Origin of the sequence: Streptomyces sp. AK010, assembly GCF_014207295.1 — a bacterium.
GTDB classification, from domain to species: Bacteria; Actinomycetota; Actinomycetes; order Streptomycetales; family Streptomycetaceae; genus Streptomyces; species Streptomyces massasporeus.
This window is the reverse complement of the sequence record NZ_JACHCX010000022.1, coordinates 105748-124341: the sequence shown is the minus strand read 5'-3', so window position 1 is coordinate 124341 and position 18594 is coordinate 105748. Positions and strand designations below refer to the sequence as shown.

Here is an 18594-nt window from a genome sequence, read left to right as displayed (position 1 = left end):
CGCACGCGCCGCCACCAACCGAGCCGCCTCACCCAGATCCATCACCCCCGCCACATGCGCAGCCACCAACTCCCCCACCGAATGACCCGCCACAAGACCAGGCCGCACACCCCACGACTCCACCAACCGGAACAACGCCACCTCAAACGCGAACAACGCCGGCTGCGTCCACCCCGTCTGCGCCAGCAACGACCCCTCGACCGCGAACATCACCTCCCTCAAAGAGCCACCCAGCAACGGATCCAGCACCCCACACACCTCATCCAACGCCCCCGCGAACACCGGGAACGAGGCATACAACTCCCGCCCCATACCAGCCCGCTGCGCACCCTGACCCGAGAACACCACCGCCAGAGCACCCCCTGAGGGGCTGACGGGGGTCAGGTGGCGGAGGCCGTCGAGGAGTCCGGCACGGCCGGTGCCCACGACCGCGGCGCGGTGCGGGAGGTCTGCTCGGGTGGCGGCCAGGGAGTAGGCGATGTCCAGGGGGGCGGGGGCGCCGGGGGCCGAGGCGAAGGCGTGGAGCCGTTCGGCCTGGGCGGTGAGCGCCTGGGGGGTGCGGGCGGACAGGAGCCACGGCAGTACGGGCAGGGTGCGGGAGCCGGTGGTCTCGGCGGGCGGGGCGGCCGGGGCCTCTTCGAGGATGACGTGCGCGTTGGTGCCGCCGAATCCGAAGGAGGAGACACCCGCGCGGCGCGGCGCATCCTCCCGCGCCGGCCAGTCACGTGCCTCGGTGAGCAGCTCGACCGCGCCCGTGTCCCACTCCACGAACGGCGACGGCTCGTCCACGTGGAGCGTCCGGGGCAGCACACCGTGCCGCATCGCCTGCACCATCTTGATCACACCGCCCACACCCGCGGCGGCCTGAGCGTGCCCGATGTTCGACTTCAACGACCCCAACAGCAAGGGCTGTTCACGATCCTGGCCATACGTCGCCAGCAGGGCTTGCGCCTCGATCGGGTCGCCGAGCCGTGTGCCCGTGCCGTGCGCCTCCACGGCGTCCACCTCGGCGGGCGTGAGACGGGCGTTCTCGAGGGCCTGACGGATGACACGCTCCTGCGACGGGCCGTTCGGCGCCGTCAGACCGTTCGAGGCACCGTCCTGGTTCACCGCGCTGCCCCGCACCACCGCCAGCACCCGGTGCCCGTTGCGCACCGCGTCCGACAGCCGCTCGACGACGAGAACGCCGGCCCCCTCCGCCCAGGCCACACCGTCGGCTCCCGCCGCGAACGACTTGCAGCGGCCGTCGGGCGACAGACCGCGCAGGCGGGAGAACTCCAGGAAGGCCACCGGTGTCGACATCACCGTGACGCCACCGGCCAGGGCGAGCGAGCACTCGCCGTTGCGCAGTGCGTTGACCGCGAGGTGCAGGGCGACCAGCGAGGACGAGCACGCCGTGTCGACGGAGACCGCCGGGCCCTCGAAACCGTAGGTGTAGGAGAGCCGGCCGACGGCGATGCTGCCGGCGCTGCCGCTGAACAGGTAGCCCTCGAAGTCCTCCGGCGGCAGATGGGGGCGTGAGCCGTAGTCGTTGTACATCTGGCCCGTGAACACGCCGGTGTCCGAACCGCGCAGGGCGGTGGCGTCGATGCCGGCGTGTTCGAACGCCTCCCAGGCCGTCTCCAGCAGCAGCCGCTGCTGCGGGTCGATCGCCATGGCCTCGCGCGGCGACATCCCGAAGAAGGCCGGGTCGAACTCGTCGGCGTCGTAGAGGAATCCGCCTTCGCGGGCGTAGGAGGTGCCCGTGCGGTCGGGGTCCGGGTCGTAGAGGCCGTCCACGTCCCAGCCCCGGTTGCCGGGGAACCCGCCGACGGCGTCGGTGCCGTCGGCCACGAGGCGCCACAGGTCGTCGGGCGAGGACACGCCGCCGGGGTAGCGGCAGGCCATGCCCACGATCGCGATCGGCTCGCGCCGCCTGTCCTCGATGTCCCGCAGCTGCCGGCGTGCCTCACGGGCATCGGCGACGGCCTTCTTCAGGTAGTCGCGGAGCTTGTCCTCGCCCGCCATGGTGTGTCAACTCCCGTGTGTCGTGTGGTGATCGGTGCCGAAGTGGCGGTGTGGCTCAGTTCAGCTCGTCGACGAGGGCGAACAGTTCGTCGTCGGTGGCCGAGTCCAGGTCGTCGTCCCGGTCCTCGGCCGAGGCGCCGGTCCGGGCCCCTGCCGCGCTGTCGGCGGCGTCGAGGAGTTCGCGCAGTCGGGCGGTGATCCGGCCGTGGGCGGACGCGTCGGTGGCGGCCGCCTCGATGGCGGCTTCGAGCCGGGCCAGTTCCGCGAGGACCGGCTCGTCCGGCGCGGTCTCATCGACGGTGAGGCGGTCGCCCAGGTACGAGGCGAGCGCCCTCGGCGTGGGCTGGTCGAAGACGAGGGTGGTCGGCAGCCGCAGTCCCGTCTCGGTGGCGAGCTGGTTGCGCAGCTCGACGGCTGTCAGGGAGTCGAAGCCGAGTTCCTGGACCGGCCGGTCGGCGTCGATCGCGGTGTGGTCGGCATGCCCGAGGACGGCGGCCACCCGGCCGCGGACGAGGTCCACCAGCGCCCGTTCCCGGTCGGGGGCGGCCAGCTCGGCGAGCCGCTCGGCGAGACCCCGGCCCTCGGGGCGGCCGGCGGGGGTGTCGCCCGAGGCCGCCGGGCGGCGGGCGCTCGTGGCGCGGACGAGTCCGGAGAGGAGCGGCGGTACCGCGTCGCCCAGGGCGCGGATCGCCCGGGTGTCGAGCCGGGTGACGGCGAGGACGCTCTCTCCGGTGGCCGGGGCGGCGTCGAAGAGGGCCATCGCGTCGTCGGTGGCCAGCGGCAGCAGGCCGGAGCGCGCCAGGCGGCGCAGGTCCGCCTCGGCGAGGTGACCGGTGATGGTGCTGGTCTCCTCCCAGAGGCCCCAGGCGAGGGAGGTGGCGGGGAGTCCGGCAGCCCGGCGGTGCGCCGCCAGCGCGTCCAGGAACGCGTTGCCGGCGGCGTAGTTCGCCTGACCCGCCGTACCCAGCAGACCCGACACCGACGAGTACAGGACGAACGCCCGAAGGCCCATGTCCCGGGTCAGCTCGTGCAGATGCCACGCAGCGTCCACCTTCGGACGCAGCACGGAATGCAACCGCTCCGCGGTCAGACCCTCCACCGTCACGTCGTCCAGCACACCCGCCGTATGCACCACGCCCGACAACTCGGCTACTCCGGCAAGCAGTTCGGCCAGGGCGGACCGGTCGGTCACATCACATGCCGCGATCCTCACGGCCGCGCCCAGAGCCTCCAGCTCCGCCCGCAGCTCCTCCGCGCCGGGTGCCGCCTCACCGCGCCGGCTCACCAGCACCAGCGAGCGGACCCCGTGAACCGTCACCAGATGCCGGGCCACCACAGCACCCAGACCACCGGTACCACCGGTCACCAGCACCGGGCCCTCACCCCAGGCGACCGCACCACCGTCACCCGGCACCGCCCGCCGCAGCCTCGGCACCACCAACCCGCCCGACCGCACCGCCACCTGCGCCTCACCCGAAGCGAGGGCGGCGGTGAGGGCAGGCGTGTCCGTGGCGTCGAGGTCCAGGAGCTGGACGCGGCCGGGGCTCTCCGACTGTGCCGTGCGCAGCAGGCCCCAGAGCGGGGCGTGAGCCAGGTCGGTGACGTCCTCGTCGGCCGCGGTGGCCACGGCGCCCCGGGTGGTGACCACGAGGCGGGTGTCCGCGAACCTGTCGTCCGCGAGCCACTCCTGCACCTGGACGAGCGCCTGGTGAGCCGCCTCCCGGGCGGTGTGCGGCAGCGCCCCGCCGACGGGCGCGGAGAAGTGGGGAGCGAGGACGACCGCGGGCAGGGGTGCGCCCGCCTCGACGTCCCGGGTGAGCGCGCCGAGGTCCGCGTAGGAGCGGACCGTGCCGTCCGGCAGGCCGAGGTCCTGGGTGGATCCGAGGACCGCCCAGGTGGTGAGGTCGGCCGTGGCTTCCGCGGTGGCCGGCCTGCTCCACTCGACCTTGAGCAGGCCGTCTGCGGAGCCGGTGCCGGCGGTGCGCAGCGGCTCGGCGGACAGCGGGCGCAGGGTCAGTTCCGCCACCTCGGCGACCGGTGCGCCCGAGCCGTCGGCCACGGTGAGGGCGACCGTCGTGGAGCCGCCGTTCGCGGCCTCGGGTGCCGCCGCTCCGGCGAGCCGGACCCGCAGCACGGACGCGCCCGTGGCGGTCGCGCTCACTCCGGCCCAGGAGAACGGCAGCACCGGTCGGCCGTCGTCACCGGCGACTCCGGGAAGCAGCGGGTGCAGGGCGGCGTCGAGCAGGGCCGGGTGGAGGGTGAACCGGCGTGCCTCGCCACGCTGGTCGTCATCGAGGGCGACCTCGGCGCAGAGGTCGTCGCCGGCCGTCCACAGCCGGCGCAGGTTGCGGAACGCGGGCCCGTAGGCGTAGCCCTGCTCGGCGAGACGCTGGTAGGCGCCGGTGAGGTCGATCTCGCGGGCCCCGGCGGGGGGCCAGACCGTGAGGGACGCCCCGGCCGCGTCGGTGCCGGCGCTCAGGGAGCCGTAGGCGTGCAGGGTCCAGGTTCCGTCGTGGCCGGGGTCGCCGTGCGGCCGGGCGTGGATGCGCACCGGGCGGGTCGCGTCGGTGTCCTCGGCGCCGACGGACACCTGGAGGTGTACGCCGCCGCGTTCGGGCAGCACCAGGGGGGCCGCCAGGGTGAGTTCCTCGACCGTGGCGGCGCCGAGCTGTTCGCCTGCCCGGAGGGCGAGTTCGAGCAGTCCGGTGCCGGGCACGAGCACGGTGCCGGAGACGGTGTGCTCCGTCAGCCAGGGGTGCGTGCCGCGTGACAGGCGTCCGGTGAGGATGTGTTCGTCGCGGTCGGCCAGCGGGACGGCGGCGCCGAGCAGCGGGTGGTCGGCCGCCACGAGCCCGAAGCCCGCGGCGTCCGTCACGGTGGTCGGCGCGTCCAGCCAGTAGCGCTGCCGCTGGAACGCGTAGAGCGGCAGGTCGGTGCCGTACGCCTCGGGGAAGACGGTGTCCCAGCGGATGTCGGCGCCGCGTGCGGCGAGCAGCCCGAGGGCGGTGGCGCACACCTCCGGCTCGGAGCGGCCCCTGCGCAGCAGGGGCGCCACGACGCCGGAGGGCTGTTCCAGGGACTCGGCGACCAGGGCGCTCAGCACCCCGTCGGGGCCGAGTTCGAGCCACTCGGTGACCCCCGCCGCCTCCAGGAGGCGTACGCCGTCGAGGAAGCGGACGGCTTCGCGGATGTGCCGGGCCCAGTAGTCGGGCGAGGCGAGGTCCTCCGCGGTGGCCAGTGCGCCGGTGACGTTGGAGACGATGGGGATGCGCGGCGCGTGGAAGGTGAGGTCCTCGGCGATCGCGCGGAACTCGGCCAGGATCTCGTCCATGTGCGGCGAGTGGAAGGCGTGGCTGACGGGGAGGCGCTTGACCCGGGCGCCCTCCTTCTTGAACCGGGCGGCGAGCTCGTCCACGGCGTCGGCGTCACCCGAGACGACGGTGGAGCGCGGCCCGTTGACGCCGGCGACCGCGATCCGGTCGCCGTAGGGGGCGAGCGCGACGCGAACGGCTTCCTCTCCGGCCTCGACGGCTGCCATGGCGCCGCCCTCCCGTGCGGCCTGCATCAGCCGGCCGCGTTCGGCCACGAGGACGCAGGCGTCGGGCAATTCGAGGACGCCCGCGAGGTGGGCGGCGGTGACCTCGCCGATCGAGTGGCCGAGCAGGAAGTCCGGGGTGAGACCGTGGTGTTCGGCGAGGCGGAACAGCGCGGTCTCCAGGGCGAACAGCGCGGTCTGGGTGAACGCCGTCTGGTCGAGCAGCGCCGCGTCCGCGCTGTCCTCGGCGGCGAAGAGCACCGACTTCAGCGGGCGCATGAGTTCGGGGTCCAGGTGGGCGCACACCTCGTCGAGGGCCGCCGCGAACACCGGGGACGCTGCGTACAGTTCGCGGCCCATGCCGAGGCGCTGGGCGCCCTGCCCGGTCATCAGGAAGGCGGTCTTGCCGCGCGGTGACGCGGGGGTGCGCTGCGCGGCCGGGGTGGTCTCACCGCGGCTCAGCGCGGCGAGTCCGTCGAGCAGCTCGGCGCGGTGCCGGGCGGCCACCACGGCTCCGCGGCCGTGCCGGGCCCGGCGGGTGCCGAGGGACCAGCCGAGGTCCGCGAGGGACTGCTCGGGATGGCGGCCGACGTGGTCGTGCAGGCGCCGGGCCTGGGCGCGCAGCGCCGCCTCGTCCCGCGCGGACAGCACGAACGGAACGGGCCCGGACGGCTCCGGACGCTCGGCCTCGTCCTGCACGGTGACGAACTCCTCGACCACCACATGCGCGTTGGTCCCGCTGATCCCGAAGGACGAGACACCCGCACGCCTCGGCACGCCGTCCCGGGCGGTCCACTCCCGCTCCTCGGTCAGCAGCTCGACCGCACCCGTGTCCCACTCCACGAACGGCGACGGCTCGTCCACGTGGAGCGTCCGGGGCAGCACACCGTGCCGCATCGCCTGCACCATCTTGATCACACCGCCCACACCCGCGGCGGCCTGAGCGTGCCCGATGTTCGACTTCAACGACCCCAAAAGCAAGGGCTGTTCACGATCCTGGCCATACGTCGCCAGCAGGGCTTGCGCCTCGATCGGGTCACCCAACCGTGTGCCCGTGCCGTGCGCCTCCACCGCGTCCACCTCGGAGGCGGACAGACCGGCCGAGGCCAGTGCCTGGCGGATGACACGCTCCTGCGACGGGCCGTTCGGCGCCGTCAGGCCGTTCGAGGCGCCGTCCTGGTTCACCGCGCTGCCCCGCACGACCGCCAGCACCCGGTGCCCGTTGCGCACCGCGTCCGACAGACGCTCCACGACCAGCAGGCCCACGCCTTCCGACCAGGCCACACCGTCGGCCGCCGCCGCGAAGGACTTGCAGCGGCCGTCGGGCGACAGGCCGCGCTGGCGGGAGAACTCCACGAAGACGTGCGGCCCGGCCATGACGGTCACGCCGCCGGCGAGGGCGAGCGAGCACTCGCCGTTGCGCAGCGCGTTCGCCGCGAGGTGCAGGGCGACCAGCGAGGACGAGCAGGCCGTGTCGACGGTGACCGCCGGGCCCTCGAAGCCGTAGGTGTAGGAGAGCCGGCCGGACACGACGCTGGAGAGGTTGCCGGCGAGCAGGAAGCCCTCGTACTCCTCGGGGCTCGCCGCGAGGCGGGACGCGTAGTCGTCGTACATGGCGCCCGCGAACACGCCGGTGTCCGAGCCGTGCAGGCCGGTCGGGTCGATGCCGGCGTGCTCGAACGCCTCCCAGGCCGTCTCCAGCAGCAGCCGGTGCTGCGGGTCCATGGCGGTCGCCTCACGCGGCGGGATGCCGAAGAAGGCGGGGTCGAACCGGTCGGCGTCGTGCAGGAATCCGCCGTGCCTGACGTAGGAGGTGCCGGTGTGGGCGGGGTCCGGGTCGTAGAGGCCGTCCAGGTCCCAGCCCCGGTTGACGGGGAACTCGCTGATGGCGTCCCCGCCCTCGGAGACCAGCCGCCAGAGGTCGTCCGGTGAGGCGACGCCGCCCGGGTAGCGGCAGGCCATGCCGACGATCGCGATCGGTTCGTCCCGGGCGGCGGCGGGCCGCGGGGTGCGGGCCGGGACGGGGGTGGCGGTGTCCGCGATCCGGGTGAGCAGATGGTCGGTGACCGCGTCGGGCGTGGGGTGGTCGAAGACGACGGTGGCGGACAGCCGCAGTCCGGTGGCGGTGTTCAACCGGTTGCGCAGTTCGACGCCGGCGAGGGAGTCGAAGCCGCTCTCCTTGAAGGCGCGCTTGGGATCGAGGCGCTGCGGGTCGGTGTGGCCGAGGACGCCGGCCACGATGCCGCGGACGAGGTCGAGGACGGTCTCGCGGCGCCGCTCCTGCGGCAGGGCCGCGATCCGCTGCGCCCAGGTGGTGCCTTCGGTGCCCGCGTCGGAGGCGCGCGCGGCGGTGCGCCGGGAGCGGGGTGCCGGAGCCAGGTCGCGCAGCAGGGGTGAGGACTCGGCGCGCAGTGCCCGCTGCTCGAAGACCACGGGCACGCGCAGCGCGTCGTCGCCCGCCAGGGCCGCGTCGAAGAGAGCCAGGGCGTGCTCGGGGGTGAGGGTCCTGATGCCCTGGCGCGTCCAGCGCGCCAGATCGGCGTCGCCCAGGGTGCCGCCCATGCCGTGGGAGCCGTCCCAGAGGCCCCAGGCGAGGGAGGTGGCGGGGAGTCCGGCAGCCCGGCGGTGCGCCGCCAGCGCGTCCAGGAACGCGTTGCCGGCGGCGTAGTTCGCCTGACCCGCCGTACCCAGCAGACCCGACACCGACGAGTACAGGACGAACGCCCGAAGGCCCAAGTCCCGGGTCAGCTCGTGCAGATGCCACGCAGCGTCCACCTTCGGACGCAGCACGGAATGCAACCGCTCGGGCGTCAGCCCCTCCACCGTCACATCGTCCAGCACACCCGCCGTATGCACCACGCCCGACAACTCGGCTACTCCGGCAAGCAGTTCGGCCAGGGCGGACCGGTCGGTCACATCACATGCCGCGATCCTCACGGCCGCGCCCAGAGCCTCCAGCTCCGCCCGCAGCTCCTCCGCGCCGGGTGCCGCCTCACCGCGCCGGCTCACCAGCACCAGCGAGCGGACCCCGTGAACCGTCACCAGATGCCGGGCCACCACAGCACCCAGACCACCGGTACCACCGGTCACCAGCACCGGGCCCTCACCCCAGGCGACCGCACCACCGTCACCCGGCACCGCCCGCCGCAGCCTCGGCACCACCAACCCGCCCGACCGCACCGCCACCTGCGCCTCACCCGAAGCGAGGGCGGCGGCCAGGAGCCGGTCGTCGGTGGGGACGTCGGCGTCGATCAGGACCACCCGGTCCGGATGCTCGGACTGCGCGCCGCGCAGCAGGCCCCACAGAGGTGCCTGGGCGGGCTCGGGGACGAGGTCGCCGGGTGCGGCGGCCACCGCGCCCCGGGTGAGCACCGCGAGGCGCGCGTCGGTCAGGCGCTCGTCGGCGAGGAAGTCCTGCACCATGCGCAGGAACACCTCCGCCGTGTGGTGGGCACTGGCCGCCACATCGACGTGTCCGTCACCGGCCGGGGCGCGTACGAGCACCACATCGGCTGTGCCGTCCACCTGCGTGAGGTCGGTCGCCTCCACGACACTCGGCGCATCGCCCTCGGGCCTCGCGACCGGCGTCCACTCCACGGCGTACAGGGCGTCGTCGAGCCGTGGTGCGGAGCGGATCCGGTCCTTGGCGACCGGGCGCAGGGCGAGGGCCTCCACGCTGATGACGGGAGCACCGACGGCGTCCGCGGCGTGCAGGGCGTAGGTGCCGGACCCGCCGGGCTCGATCCGCACCCGCAGGGTGTCGGCGCCGCCGGCGTGCAGGGACGCGCCGGACCAGGCGAACGGCAGCCGGATGGTGTCCGCGGCGGTGTCGTCCCCGGCGGCGTGCAGCACCACCGGGTGCAGGAGCGCGTCGAAGAGGGCGGGGTGCAGTCCGAACCGGTCGGCGCCGCTCTTGTGGGCGTCGGGCAGGGCGACCTCGGCGTACAGCGCGTCGGCCGTGCGCCACAGGCGTGTCAGGCCCTGGAAGGCCGGGCCGTAGGTGTAGCCCAGTCCGGCGAGGCGTTCGTAGGCGTCGTCCAAGGGCATCTCGTCGGCGTCGGCGGGCGGCCACTGGCTCAGGTCGGGCGCGGTCGGCAGGGTGCCGCCGAGGGTGCCGGAGGCGTGCCGTGTCCACAGCTGCGCGGCGTCCGGGCCGCTGTCCGGGCAGGCGTGGATCTCCACGGGCCGGCTGCCGGAGGCGTCCGGTGCGCCGACGGCGACCTGGACGCGCACGGCGCCCTGCTCCGGCAGCTCCAGGGGTGCTTCCAGGGTCAGTTCGTCGATCTGGTCGATGCCCAGGCGGCCCGCCGCCGTCAAGGCCAGCTCCAGGAACGCGGTGGCGGGCACGAGGACCGTGCCGGTGATGGTGTGGTCGGCGAGCCAGGGCTGGTCGGCGACGGCGAGGCGGCCGGTGAGCACCAGCCCGTCGCTGCCGGCCAGTTCCATCGAGGCGTGCAGGAGCGGGTGCCCGGCCGGGTCCAGACCCAGACCCCGGGCGTCGAGGGGGCGTTCGGGCGTGAGCCAGTAGCGCTCGCGCTGGAAGGGGTAGGTCGGCAGGTCGACGAGGCGGGCGCCGGGGTGGAAGGTCTCGGCGGCGAGGGGCGCGCCGCCGGTCCAGGCCGCGGCGATCCCGGCGAGGAAGGTCTCGCCCTCGGCGCGCCCGGCCCGCAGCATCGGGACGACGACGGCGTCCGCGTCGGTCAGGGCGGCCCGGGTCAGCGGTGCGAGCACGGCGTCGGGGCCGGTCTCGACGAACACGGTGGCGCCGTGCCGGTGCAGGGCCCGGGCGGCGTCGACGAACCGTACGGGCCGGCGGATCTGCCGCGCCCAGTAGTCGGGCGAGGTCAGCTCGTCCGGGGTGGCGAGTTCGCCGGTGACCGTGGAGACGATCGGGATGCGCGGCGCGTGGAAGGTGAGGCCTTCGGCGATCGTGCGGAACTCGTCGAGGATCTCGTCCATGTGCGGCGAGTGGAAGGCGTGGCTGACCTTGAGCCGGCGGGTGCGGCGGCCCCGGGCGCGCCACTGTCCGGCCAGTTCCTCCACGGCGTCCTCGTCGCCCGAGATCACGAGGGAGTCGGGGGCGTTGACGGCGGCGAGGTCGAACCGGCCCGCCGCCTTCCGCAGGTCGTCGGCGAGCTCGGCTTCGGTGGCCTCCACGGCGATCATGGCTCCGCCCGCGCGTGCCGCCTCCATGAGCCTTCCCCGGGCCGCGACCAGCCGGGCCGCGTCGGCCAGGGTCAGCACGCCCGCGACATGGGCCGCCGCGAGCTCGCCGATGGAGTGCCCGGCGAGCAGGTCCGGTGTGGTGCCGTGGTGGGCGAGGAGCCGGAACAGGGCGACCTCCACGGCGAACAGGGCGGGCTGGGTGTAGGCGGTGCGGTGCAGCAGCCGGGCGGGCTCGGTGTCGGCTTCCGCGAACATCACTGTGCGCAGCGGCAGTTCGAGGTGCTCGTCCAGGGCCGCGCACGCCTCGTCCAGGGCCGCCGCGAACACCGGGGACACTGCGTACAGTTCGCGGCCCATGCCGGCGCGCTGGGCGCCCTGCCCGGTGAACAGGAAGGCGGTGCGTCCCGCGCCCGCGGCGCTGCCGGTGACGACCTGGGAGGTCTCCTCGCCGTCGGCCAGGGCGGCGAGACCGGCGAGAAGGGTGTCGGTGTCCGTGGCGGTGACCACGGCGCGGTGCGGCAGTGCGGTGCGGGTGACGGCGAGGGACGCGCCGAGGTCGGCGGGGTGCGTGCCGCTCTCCGTGACGACGTCGTGCAGGCGCCGGGCCTGGGCGCGCAGCGCCGCCTCGTCCCGCGCGGACAGCACGAACGGAACGGGCCCGGACGGCTCCGGACGCTCGGCCTCGTCCTGCACGGTGACGAACTCCTCGACCAGCACATGCGCGTTGGTCCCGCTGATCCCGAAGGACGAGACACCCGCACGCCTCGGCACGCCGTCCCGGGCGGTCCACTCCCGCTCCTCGGTCAGCAGCTCGACCGCACCCGTGTCCCACTCCACGAACGGCGACGGCTCGTCCACGTGGAGCGTCCGGGGCAGCACACCGTGCCGCATCGCCTGCACCATCTTGATCACACCGCCCACACCCGCGGCGGCCTGAGCGTGCCCGATGTTCGACTTCAACGACCCCAACAGCAAGGGCTGTTCACGATCCTGGCCATACGTCGCCAGCAACGCCTGCGCCTCGATCGGGTCACCCAACCGCGTGCCCGTGCCGTGCGCCTCCACCGCGTCCACCTCGGCCGGAGTGAGACGGGCGTCGGAGAGGGCGTCGCGGATGACGCGCTGCTGCGAGGGGCCGACCGGGGCGGTGAGGCCGTTGCCCGTGCCGTCCTGGTTGATCGCGCTGCCCCGCACCACCGCCAGCACCCGGTGCCCGTTGCGGAGGGCGTCCGACAGGCGCTCCACGACCAGCAGGCCGACGCCCTCGGCCCAGGAGGTGCCGTCGGCGGAGGCGGCGAAGGACTTGGAGCGGCCGTCCGCCGCCAGGCCGCGCTGGCGGGAGAACTCCACGAACATGCCGGGCGACGACATGACCGTCGCGCCGCCCGCGAGGGCCAGGTCGGTCTCGCCCGAGCGCAGGGAGCGCACCGCCATGTGCAGGGCCACCAGCGAGGAGGAGCAGGCCGTGTCGACGGTGACGGCCGGGCCGAGCAGACCGAGCTGGTAGGCGATGCGGCCGGACATGACGCTCGGCGTGGTGCCGGTGAGGAGGTGTCCCTCGACGGTGTCGGGGGCCTCGTGCATCCGGGGCCCGTAGTCGAGGGTGGTGGCGCCCACGAACACGCCGGTACGGCTGCCCTTGAGGGCGGCGGCGTCCAGACCGGCCCGCTCGACGGCCTCCCAGGCGGTCTCCAGCAGGAGGCGCTGCTGCGGGTCCATGGCAAGGGCCTCGCGGGGCGAGATCCCGAAGAACTCGTTGTCGAACAGGGCGGCGTCGTGCAGGAAGCCGCCCTCGCGGACGGTGCTGTGACCGCCGTGCGTGGGGTCGGCGTCGTACAGGCCCGCGTCCCAGCCGCGGTCGCCGGGGAAGCCGGATATGGCGTCCCGGCCGTCGGCGACCAGGTTCCACAGCTCCTCGGGAGAGGTGACGCCGCCCGGGTAGCGGCAGGCCATGCCGACGATGGCGATGGGTTCGTGCGCCATGTCGGGGGTGCCGCCCGGACGGTCCTCGGTGCGGGCGGCCGTGTCCGGGCCGGCGAGGAGGGTGGTGAGGTGGGCGATGAGGGCGGCCGGGGTGGGGTGGTCGAACAGCAGGCCGCTGGGCAGCTTCAGGCCGGTGGCGGCGGCGAGGGCGTCGCGCAGCTCGACCGTCATCAGGGAGTCGAAGCCGAGGTCCTTGAACGCGGCGTGCGGATCGACGCGCCGGACGTCGGTGTGCTCCAGGACGGCTGCGACCTGCTCCAGCACGAGGGCGGTGGCGTCGGGGGCGTACGGGCCCGGGGCGGCCGGGGCCGCGGCGGTGATCTCGGCTCCTGTGGCGGCGGTCCCGGCGTCGGGCAGGCCCGGCGCGGACGCCTGTGCTGCGGGGGCGGCCGGGCCGTCGATCCAGTGGCGCTCGCGCTGGAAGGCGTAGGTGGGCAGCGGGACGCGGCGGCCCGGGCCGCCGGCGTGCACGGCCGCCCAGTCGACGGGCGTGCCGCGGACGAACGCGGCGGCGACGCCGGTGAGCAGGGAACGGACCTCGGCGCGTCCGGCACGGAGCGTGGCGACGGGAGCGGTGGCCCCGGTGTCGCGGGCGCTCGCGGCGGCCAGCGCGGTCAGGACGCCGTCGGGGCCCAGTTCCAGCAGGGTGGCGGCGCCCAGGTCCTCCAGGGTGCGGACGGCGTCGAGGAAGCGGACCGGACGGCGCACCTGCTCGACCCAGTAGGCGGGCGAGGTCCACTCGCCCGGTGCGACGGCGGTGCCGGTGACCGTGGACACGGCGGCGATCCGCGGCTCGTGGAACGTCAGCTCCTCCACGACCGCGCGGAAGGGCTCCAGCATCGGGTCCATCAGCGGCGAGTGGAAGGCGTGGCTGACCGTGAGACGGCGGGTCCTGCGGCCCTGCGCGGCGAGTTGCTCCGCGACGGCCGTGACGCTGTCGAGCGCGCCCGAGAGCACCGTCGCGCGGGGCCCGTTGACGGCGGCGACGGCCACCGGCCCGTCCTGCGCGGCGAGCAGGGGCAGCACCTCGTCCTCGGTGGCCTCCACGGCGACCATGGCGCCGCCGGCGGGCAACTCCTGCATCAGGCGGCCCCGGGCGGCGACGAGCCGGGCGGCGTCGTCGAGGGACAGCACGCCCGCGACATGGGCGGCCGCGATCTCCCCGATGGAGTGCCCGGCCACGTGGCCGGGGGTGACGCCCCAGGAGGTGACGAGGCGGTACAGGGCGACCTCGACGGCGAAGAGCGCGGGCTGGGTCCAGGCGGTGTCGTCCAGGCCGGTCCCGGAGTCGACCACCTCGGCGAGGGGCCGGTCGAGCAGCGGGGCGAAGGCCCGGCACACCTCGTCGAAGGCGGCGCGGAACACCGCGAAGGCGTCGCGCAGTTCCCGTCCCATGGCGGCGCGCTGGGCGCCCTGCCCGGTGAACAGGAAGGCCGTCGTACCGGGGCGGACGGCTCCGGTGACGACCTGAGCGGCGGCGCGGCCCCCGGCCAGGGCGGTCAGGCCGGCGACCATGCCGGCCCGGTCGTCGGCGAGGACGACGGCCCGGTGGTCGAAGACGGTGCGGGTGGTGGCCAGGGAGTGGCCGATGTCCTCGGGGCGGGGCCCGGGCCCGGCGTTCACGGCGGCGCTCAGCCGGTCCGCCTGCGCGGCGAGGGCGGCGGCGTCGCGGCCGGAGACGACCCAGGGCAGCAGGACGCCGTCCCCGTCCGGGGCCTCGGCCGGTGCCGGTGTGGCCGGCCCCTCCCCCAGGACCACGTGGGCGTTGGTGCCGCCCATGCCGAACGAGGAGACACCGGCGATGAGGGCCCGGTCGGGGGCGGGCCAGTCGCCCGTCTCGCGCTGCACCTCCAGGCCGAGTTCGGCCAGGGGGATCTCCGGGTTCGGGGTGTCGAAGTTGAGGCTGGCGGGCAGGCGGCGGTGGCGCAGGGCCAGCAGGGTCTTGATCAGGCCCACGATGCCCGCGGCGCCCTCCAGGTGGCCCACGTTGGTCTTCGCGGACCCGACCCGCAGCGGGCCCGCGTCGGAGCGGGCCGTCCCCAGCACCGCGCCCAGTGCGGCGGCCTCGACGGGATCACCGACCGGGGTGCCGGTGCCGTGCAGTTCGACGTACTGGACGGCGTCGGGGGCGAGGCCGCCGCGTTCGTACGCCTCGCGCAGGACCCGCTCCTGGGTCTCCTGGCCGGGCACGGTCAGTCCGGGGGTGGTGGATCCGTCGTTGTTGACGGCGCTGGCGTGGATGACGCCGAGGACGCCGTCACCGTCCGCGAGGGCCCGGGACAGCGGCTTGAGGACGACGGCGCCGCCGCCCTCGCCGCGTACGAAGCCGTTGGCGCGGGCGTCGAAGGTGTAAGTGGTGCCGTCGGGCGAGAGGCCGCCGAAGCGCTCTCCGGCGATCGCGGCCTCGGCGAGGATGTTGAGGTTGACTCCGGCGACGATGGCGGCGTCGGACTCTCCGGCGCGCAGGGATTCGCACGCCAGGTGCACGGCGACCAGCGAGGAGGACTGGGCCGAGTCGACGGTGAGGCTGGGGCCGCGCAGGCCGAGGTGGTAGGAGACCCGGTTGGCGATCACGCCGCGGTTGACGCCGGTCATGGTGTGCTGGGTGACGGCACGGGCGCCGTGCTGGTAGAGCAGAGCGGCGTAGTCGTCGCGCAGGGTGCCGACGAACACGGCGGTGCGGCTGCCGCGCAGGGTGGCCGGGACGATCCCGGCGTTCTCCAGTGCCTCCCAGGCCAGTTCGAGCACGAGGCGCTGCTGCGGGTCCATGACGCGGGCCTCGCGCGGGGCGATGCCGAAGAAGCCGGCGTCGAAGGTGTCGACGGTCTCCAGGAAGCCCCCGTGGCGCAGGCCGGGTCCGGTGCCCTCGGACGCGGCCTCGCCGGAGGTCGTGGGCTTCAGGCGGTCCGCCGGGACCGGGGTGATGGCGGAGGTGCCGGTGCTGAGCAGGTCCCAGAAGGCCTCGGGATTCTCCGCTCCGGGCAGACGGCAGGAAAGGCCGACGACCGCGATGTCCTCGCTCCGTGCACGGCGCGTCCCGATCGATTCGGACTGGTGCTGATTCGTCATCGCGCTCGACTGCCCTTTCGGCCGAATTACCGCAAGACTGCTGAGTGGGGGAATGTTCGGCCCGATCGTAGGCAGGGGGGTCTCTCACCCTTCTCAGTGTCCGGCCTCGCTTCGGTAATTCGGTCCGGACGAAAAGGAGGGGAAAAGGAGAAGGCGCCATGACCGGGCGGTGGTCGGGGACCGCACTCCTCGTTCTCCACCGCCCGGTCATGGCGCTGCCGTCGGTCAGCCCGCGAGGGTCGCGGCCTGTTCCGCGGCTCGGAAGCCGGACTCCAGGGCGCCTTCGACGAAGGCCCCGTTCCAGCCGCTCGCTATGTCACCGCCCGCGAAGACGATGCGGCCGAACGGCTGCTGGATGTCCGGCAGCTGACGCAGGAGCTGGCCCGGTCGGCGCAGGCCCCAGCCGCCGCGCGCGTACGGGTCCTTGTGCCACTCCTTCGCCCGGTACTCGGCGACCCTGGCCTCCGGCAGCAGTCCGCGGACGGCGGCGCGTACCGCCTGCGGGTCGGACACGTCGAGGGCCGGGCCGGTGAAGGCGACGAAGATGCGTCCGTCGGGCAGCTGCTTCTGCGGGATCAGCAGCAGGAGGGGGGCGCCCTCCGGGGCCTGGGCGGACACCGCCTCGGAGGTGCCCTTCACGCGCAGCCACAGCTTGGTGGCGTGCGGGACGCCGAGACCCTCGCGGGCGGCGTCGGCGTACACCTCGGGCAGGCCCGGCTCGAAGGTGAGCGTGGACCACATGTTGACGGGCGTGGCGAGCACGACGACCGGAGCCTGGTACACCCGGCCGCCGCGGACCTCGACGTGGGTGAGGCCGCCGCGCTCACGGATGGCCGTGACCGGCGAGTTGAGGCTGACGGTCGCGCCGGACTCGCTCAGCATGCGCTCCAGGATGGAGATCATGCCGCCCTGGGGCAGTTCGCTCATCACCGAGAGGAACTTGTCGTAGGTGCCGCCGGCGAGCTGGTACCACTGGGCGAGGCCGGTGAGGGAGCCGGTCTTGTTGCCGCCGGCGAACACCGACGTGGCGCCGCTCACCCAGTCGTGGTCGACCCCGCTCAGCTGGAGCTGGGCGATGCGGTCGGCGAGGGAGAGCCGGTCCACGGACGCCAGCAGGTCCTTGCGGTGGAGCGGCTCGTAGGGCCGCTCGAAGTACTGCTCGGAGCCGGCGTAGAAGTCCGCGAAGAGGCTGTTGAGGCGGGCGCCCGCCTCCTGCGGGGAGTGGCTGGCGTAGCCGTTCGGTCCGGGCATGACCATGCGGGTGGCGTGGACGTCCTCGGTGGTGGTCAGCGAGTAGCGCTTCAGTTCGCGGGCCACGAGGTCCTGGCCGGGGCCGAACCAGCCGCCGCCCAGTTCGATGTGCTGGCCGGCCAGGGTGCCGGGTTCGATGCGTCCGCCGATCCGGCCGCGGGCTTCCAGCACCAGGACCTTCATGCCGCGGGCGCCCAGTTCGCGGGCGACCGTGCCGCCCGCGTATCCGGCGCCGACCACGATGGCGTCGTAGGGCTTGCCGTCCTCCGCCGCGGCGGAGGACCCCGTCGCGGTGACGGCGCCGGCGGCGAGTGCGGTGGCGCCCGCCGCCGCCTTGAGGACGGATCTTCTGGTGACGCGTCCGTGGGCTCGGGGAGTCGTGCTGTCGCCGTTCTCGGTCATGGAACACACCTTTCGCGAAGAGCGGGAATTGCGGGGCGGAAAGCGCACGGGATCGACGTGATCGGCGGACGAGAACAAGGTCCGGAAACGAGGCCCGGAAACAGGGCCCGGGAAAGAGGTGCCGGAAACGAAGGAAGAAGGGCGCGTCCGATTCCGGGGCGCCGGTGTTTTGGGCATGGGGAAGGGGCCGGTTCCGACGGGGGATTCGGAACCGGCCCCTTCGTCAGGGGGTGCAGCGAATACCGGGCCCGGTGCTCACTGGTTCGGGCGGCGGTACGCCTTCACGACGCTGGCGTAGCTGTTCTTGGCGTGGCCCTGGGCGATGATGCCCTCCATCAGCGCCTCGGAGTACTTGGGCAGTTCGGTGTCGACGCCGAGCGCCTCGGACTCCTCGACGAGGTGCTTGAGCGCGCCCAGGTGCGTCTCCAGGGTGGCGTCGTTGGCCGGGAACCTCTCGTCGCCGGCGTCGATCTGCGCGGCGTAGTCGGCCGTGAACATCTTGATGGCGTCGAGCCACATGTGGGCCCACGGCAGGAACTCCTGCGCCTTGACTCCGCCGGTCTCCACGATGGCCACGCCGTGCAGGAAGCTGTTGAGGGCGCCCCACATCAGGCCGAGCAGCGACACGTCGAACAGGGCGGGCTTGCCGTGGTCGGTGCCGAGGTAGGTGGTGCCGCCGCCGAGAAGCTTCAGCACGGGCTCGTGCGCGTCGAAGACGGCCTGGTCGCCCGCGTAGAAGAGGACGGAGGTCTCGGCGCCGATGCCGGGCGGGGTGATCATGATGGCGCCGTCCAGGTACTTGGCGCCGTTCTTCTCCGCCCACTCCGCGGTCTGCCGGGCCTGCTCGGAGGAGCCCGTGGTCAGGTTGACGACGGTCTTGCCGCGCAGGGCGTCGCCGAGCGAGCCGATGACGTCGTGCACCACGTCGTACGTCGACACGCAGACGATCACGAGGTCGCTCGCGGCGACGGCGTCGGCGGGCTTCGCGGCGAGGACGGCGCCGTCCTTGACGAGGCCGTCGGCCTTGTCCGCGGACCGGTTCCACACGGTGGTGGCGTGACCCGCCTTCAGGAAGGCGGCGGCCAGGGCCTGCCCCATCAGGCCGAGGCCGAGCACCGACACCGAGGTGTGGTTGTCACCCATGAATCAGTTCCTCCAGTACGAAAGTGGTGTGCTGAGCG

4 protein-coding genes are annotated in these 18594 nt (G+C 74.0%); all 4 read right to left on the bottom strand.

Annotation, left to right across the window (positions count from 1 at the left end; genetic code table 11):
• The coding region (locus tag HDC93_RS32025; RefSeq protein ID WP_398987209.1) for a type I polyketide synthase at window positions 1-1977 on the bottom strand (1977 nt) is incomplete at its 3' end.
• 85 nt (window positions 1978-2062) lie between these two features.
• A complete protein-coding gene (locus tag HDC93_RS32020) occupies window positions 2063-15760 on the bottom strand; it encodes a type I polyketide synthase (protein WP_185014329.1) in 13698 nt (4565 codons plus the stop codon).
• A 225-nt stretch (window positions 15761-15985) separates the two neighbouring features.
• Window positions 15986-17413, bottom strand: coding sequence for an NAD(P)/FAD-dependent oxidoreductase (locus HDC93_RS32015; protein ID WP_185014328.1), 1428 nt, complete (start codon window positions 17411-17413; stop codon window positions 15986-15988).
• A gap of 255 nt (window positions 17414-17668) precedes the next feature.
• Complete coding sequence (locus HDC93_RS32010) at window positions 17669-18556, bottom strand: NAD(P)-dependent oxidoreductase (RefSeq protein ID WP_185014327.1); 888 nt, start codon at window positions 18554-18556, stop codon at window positions 17669-17671.
• Between the last annotated feature and the right edge of the window lie 38 nt (window positions 18557-18594).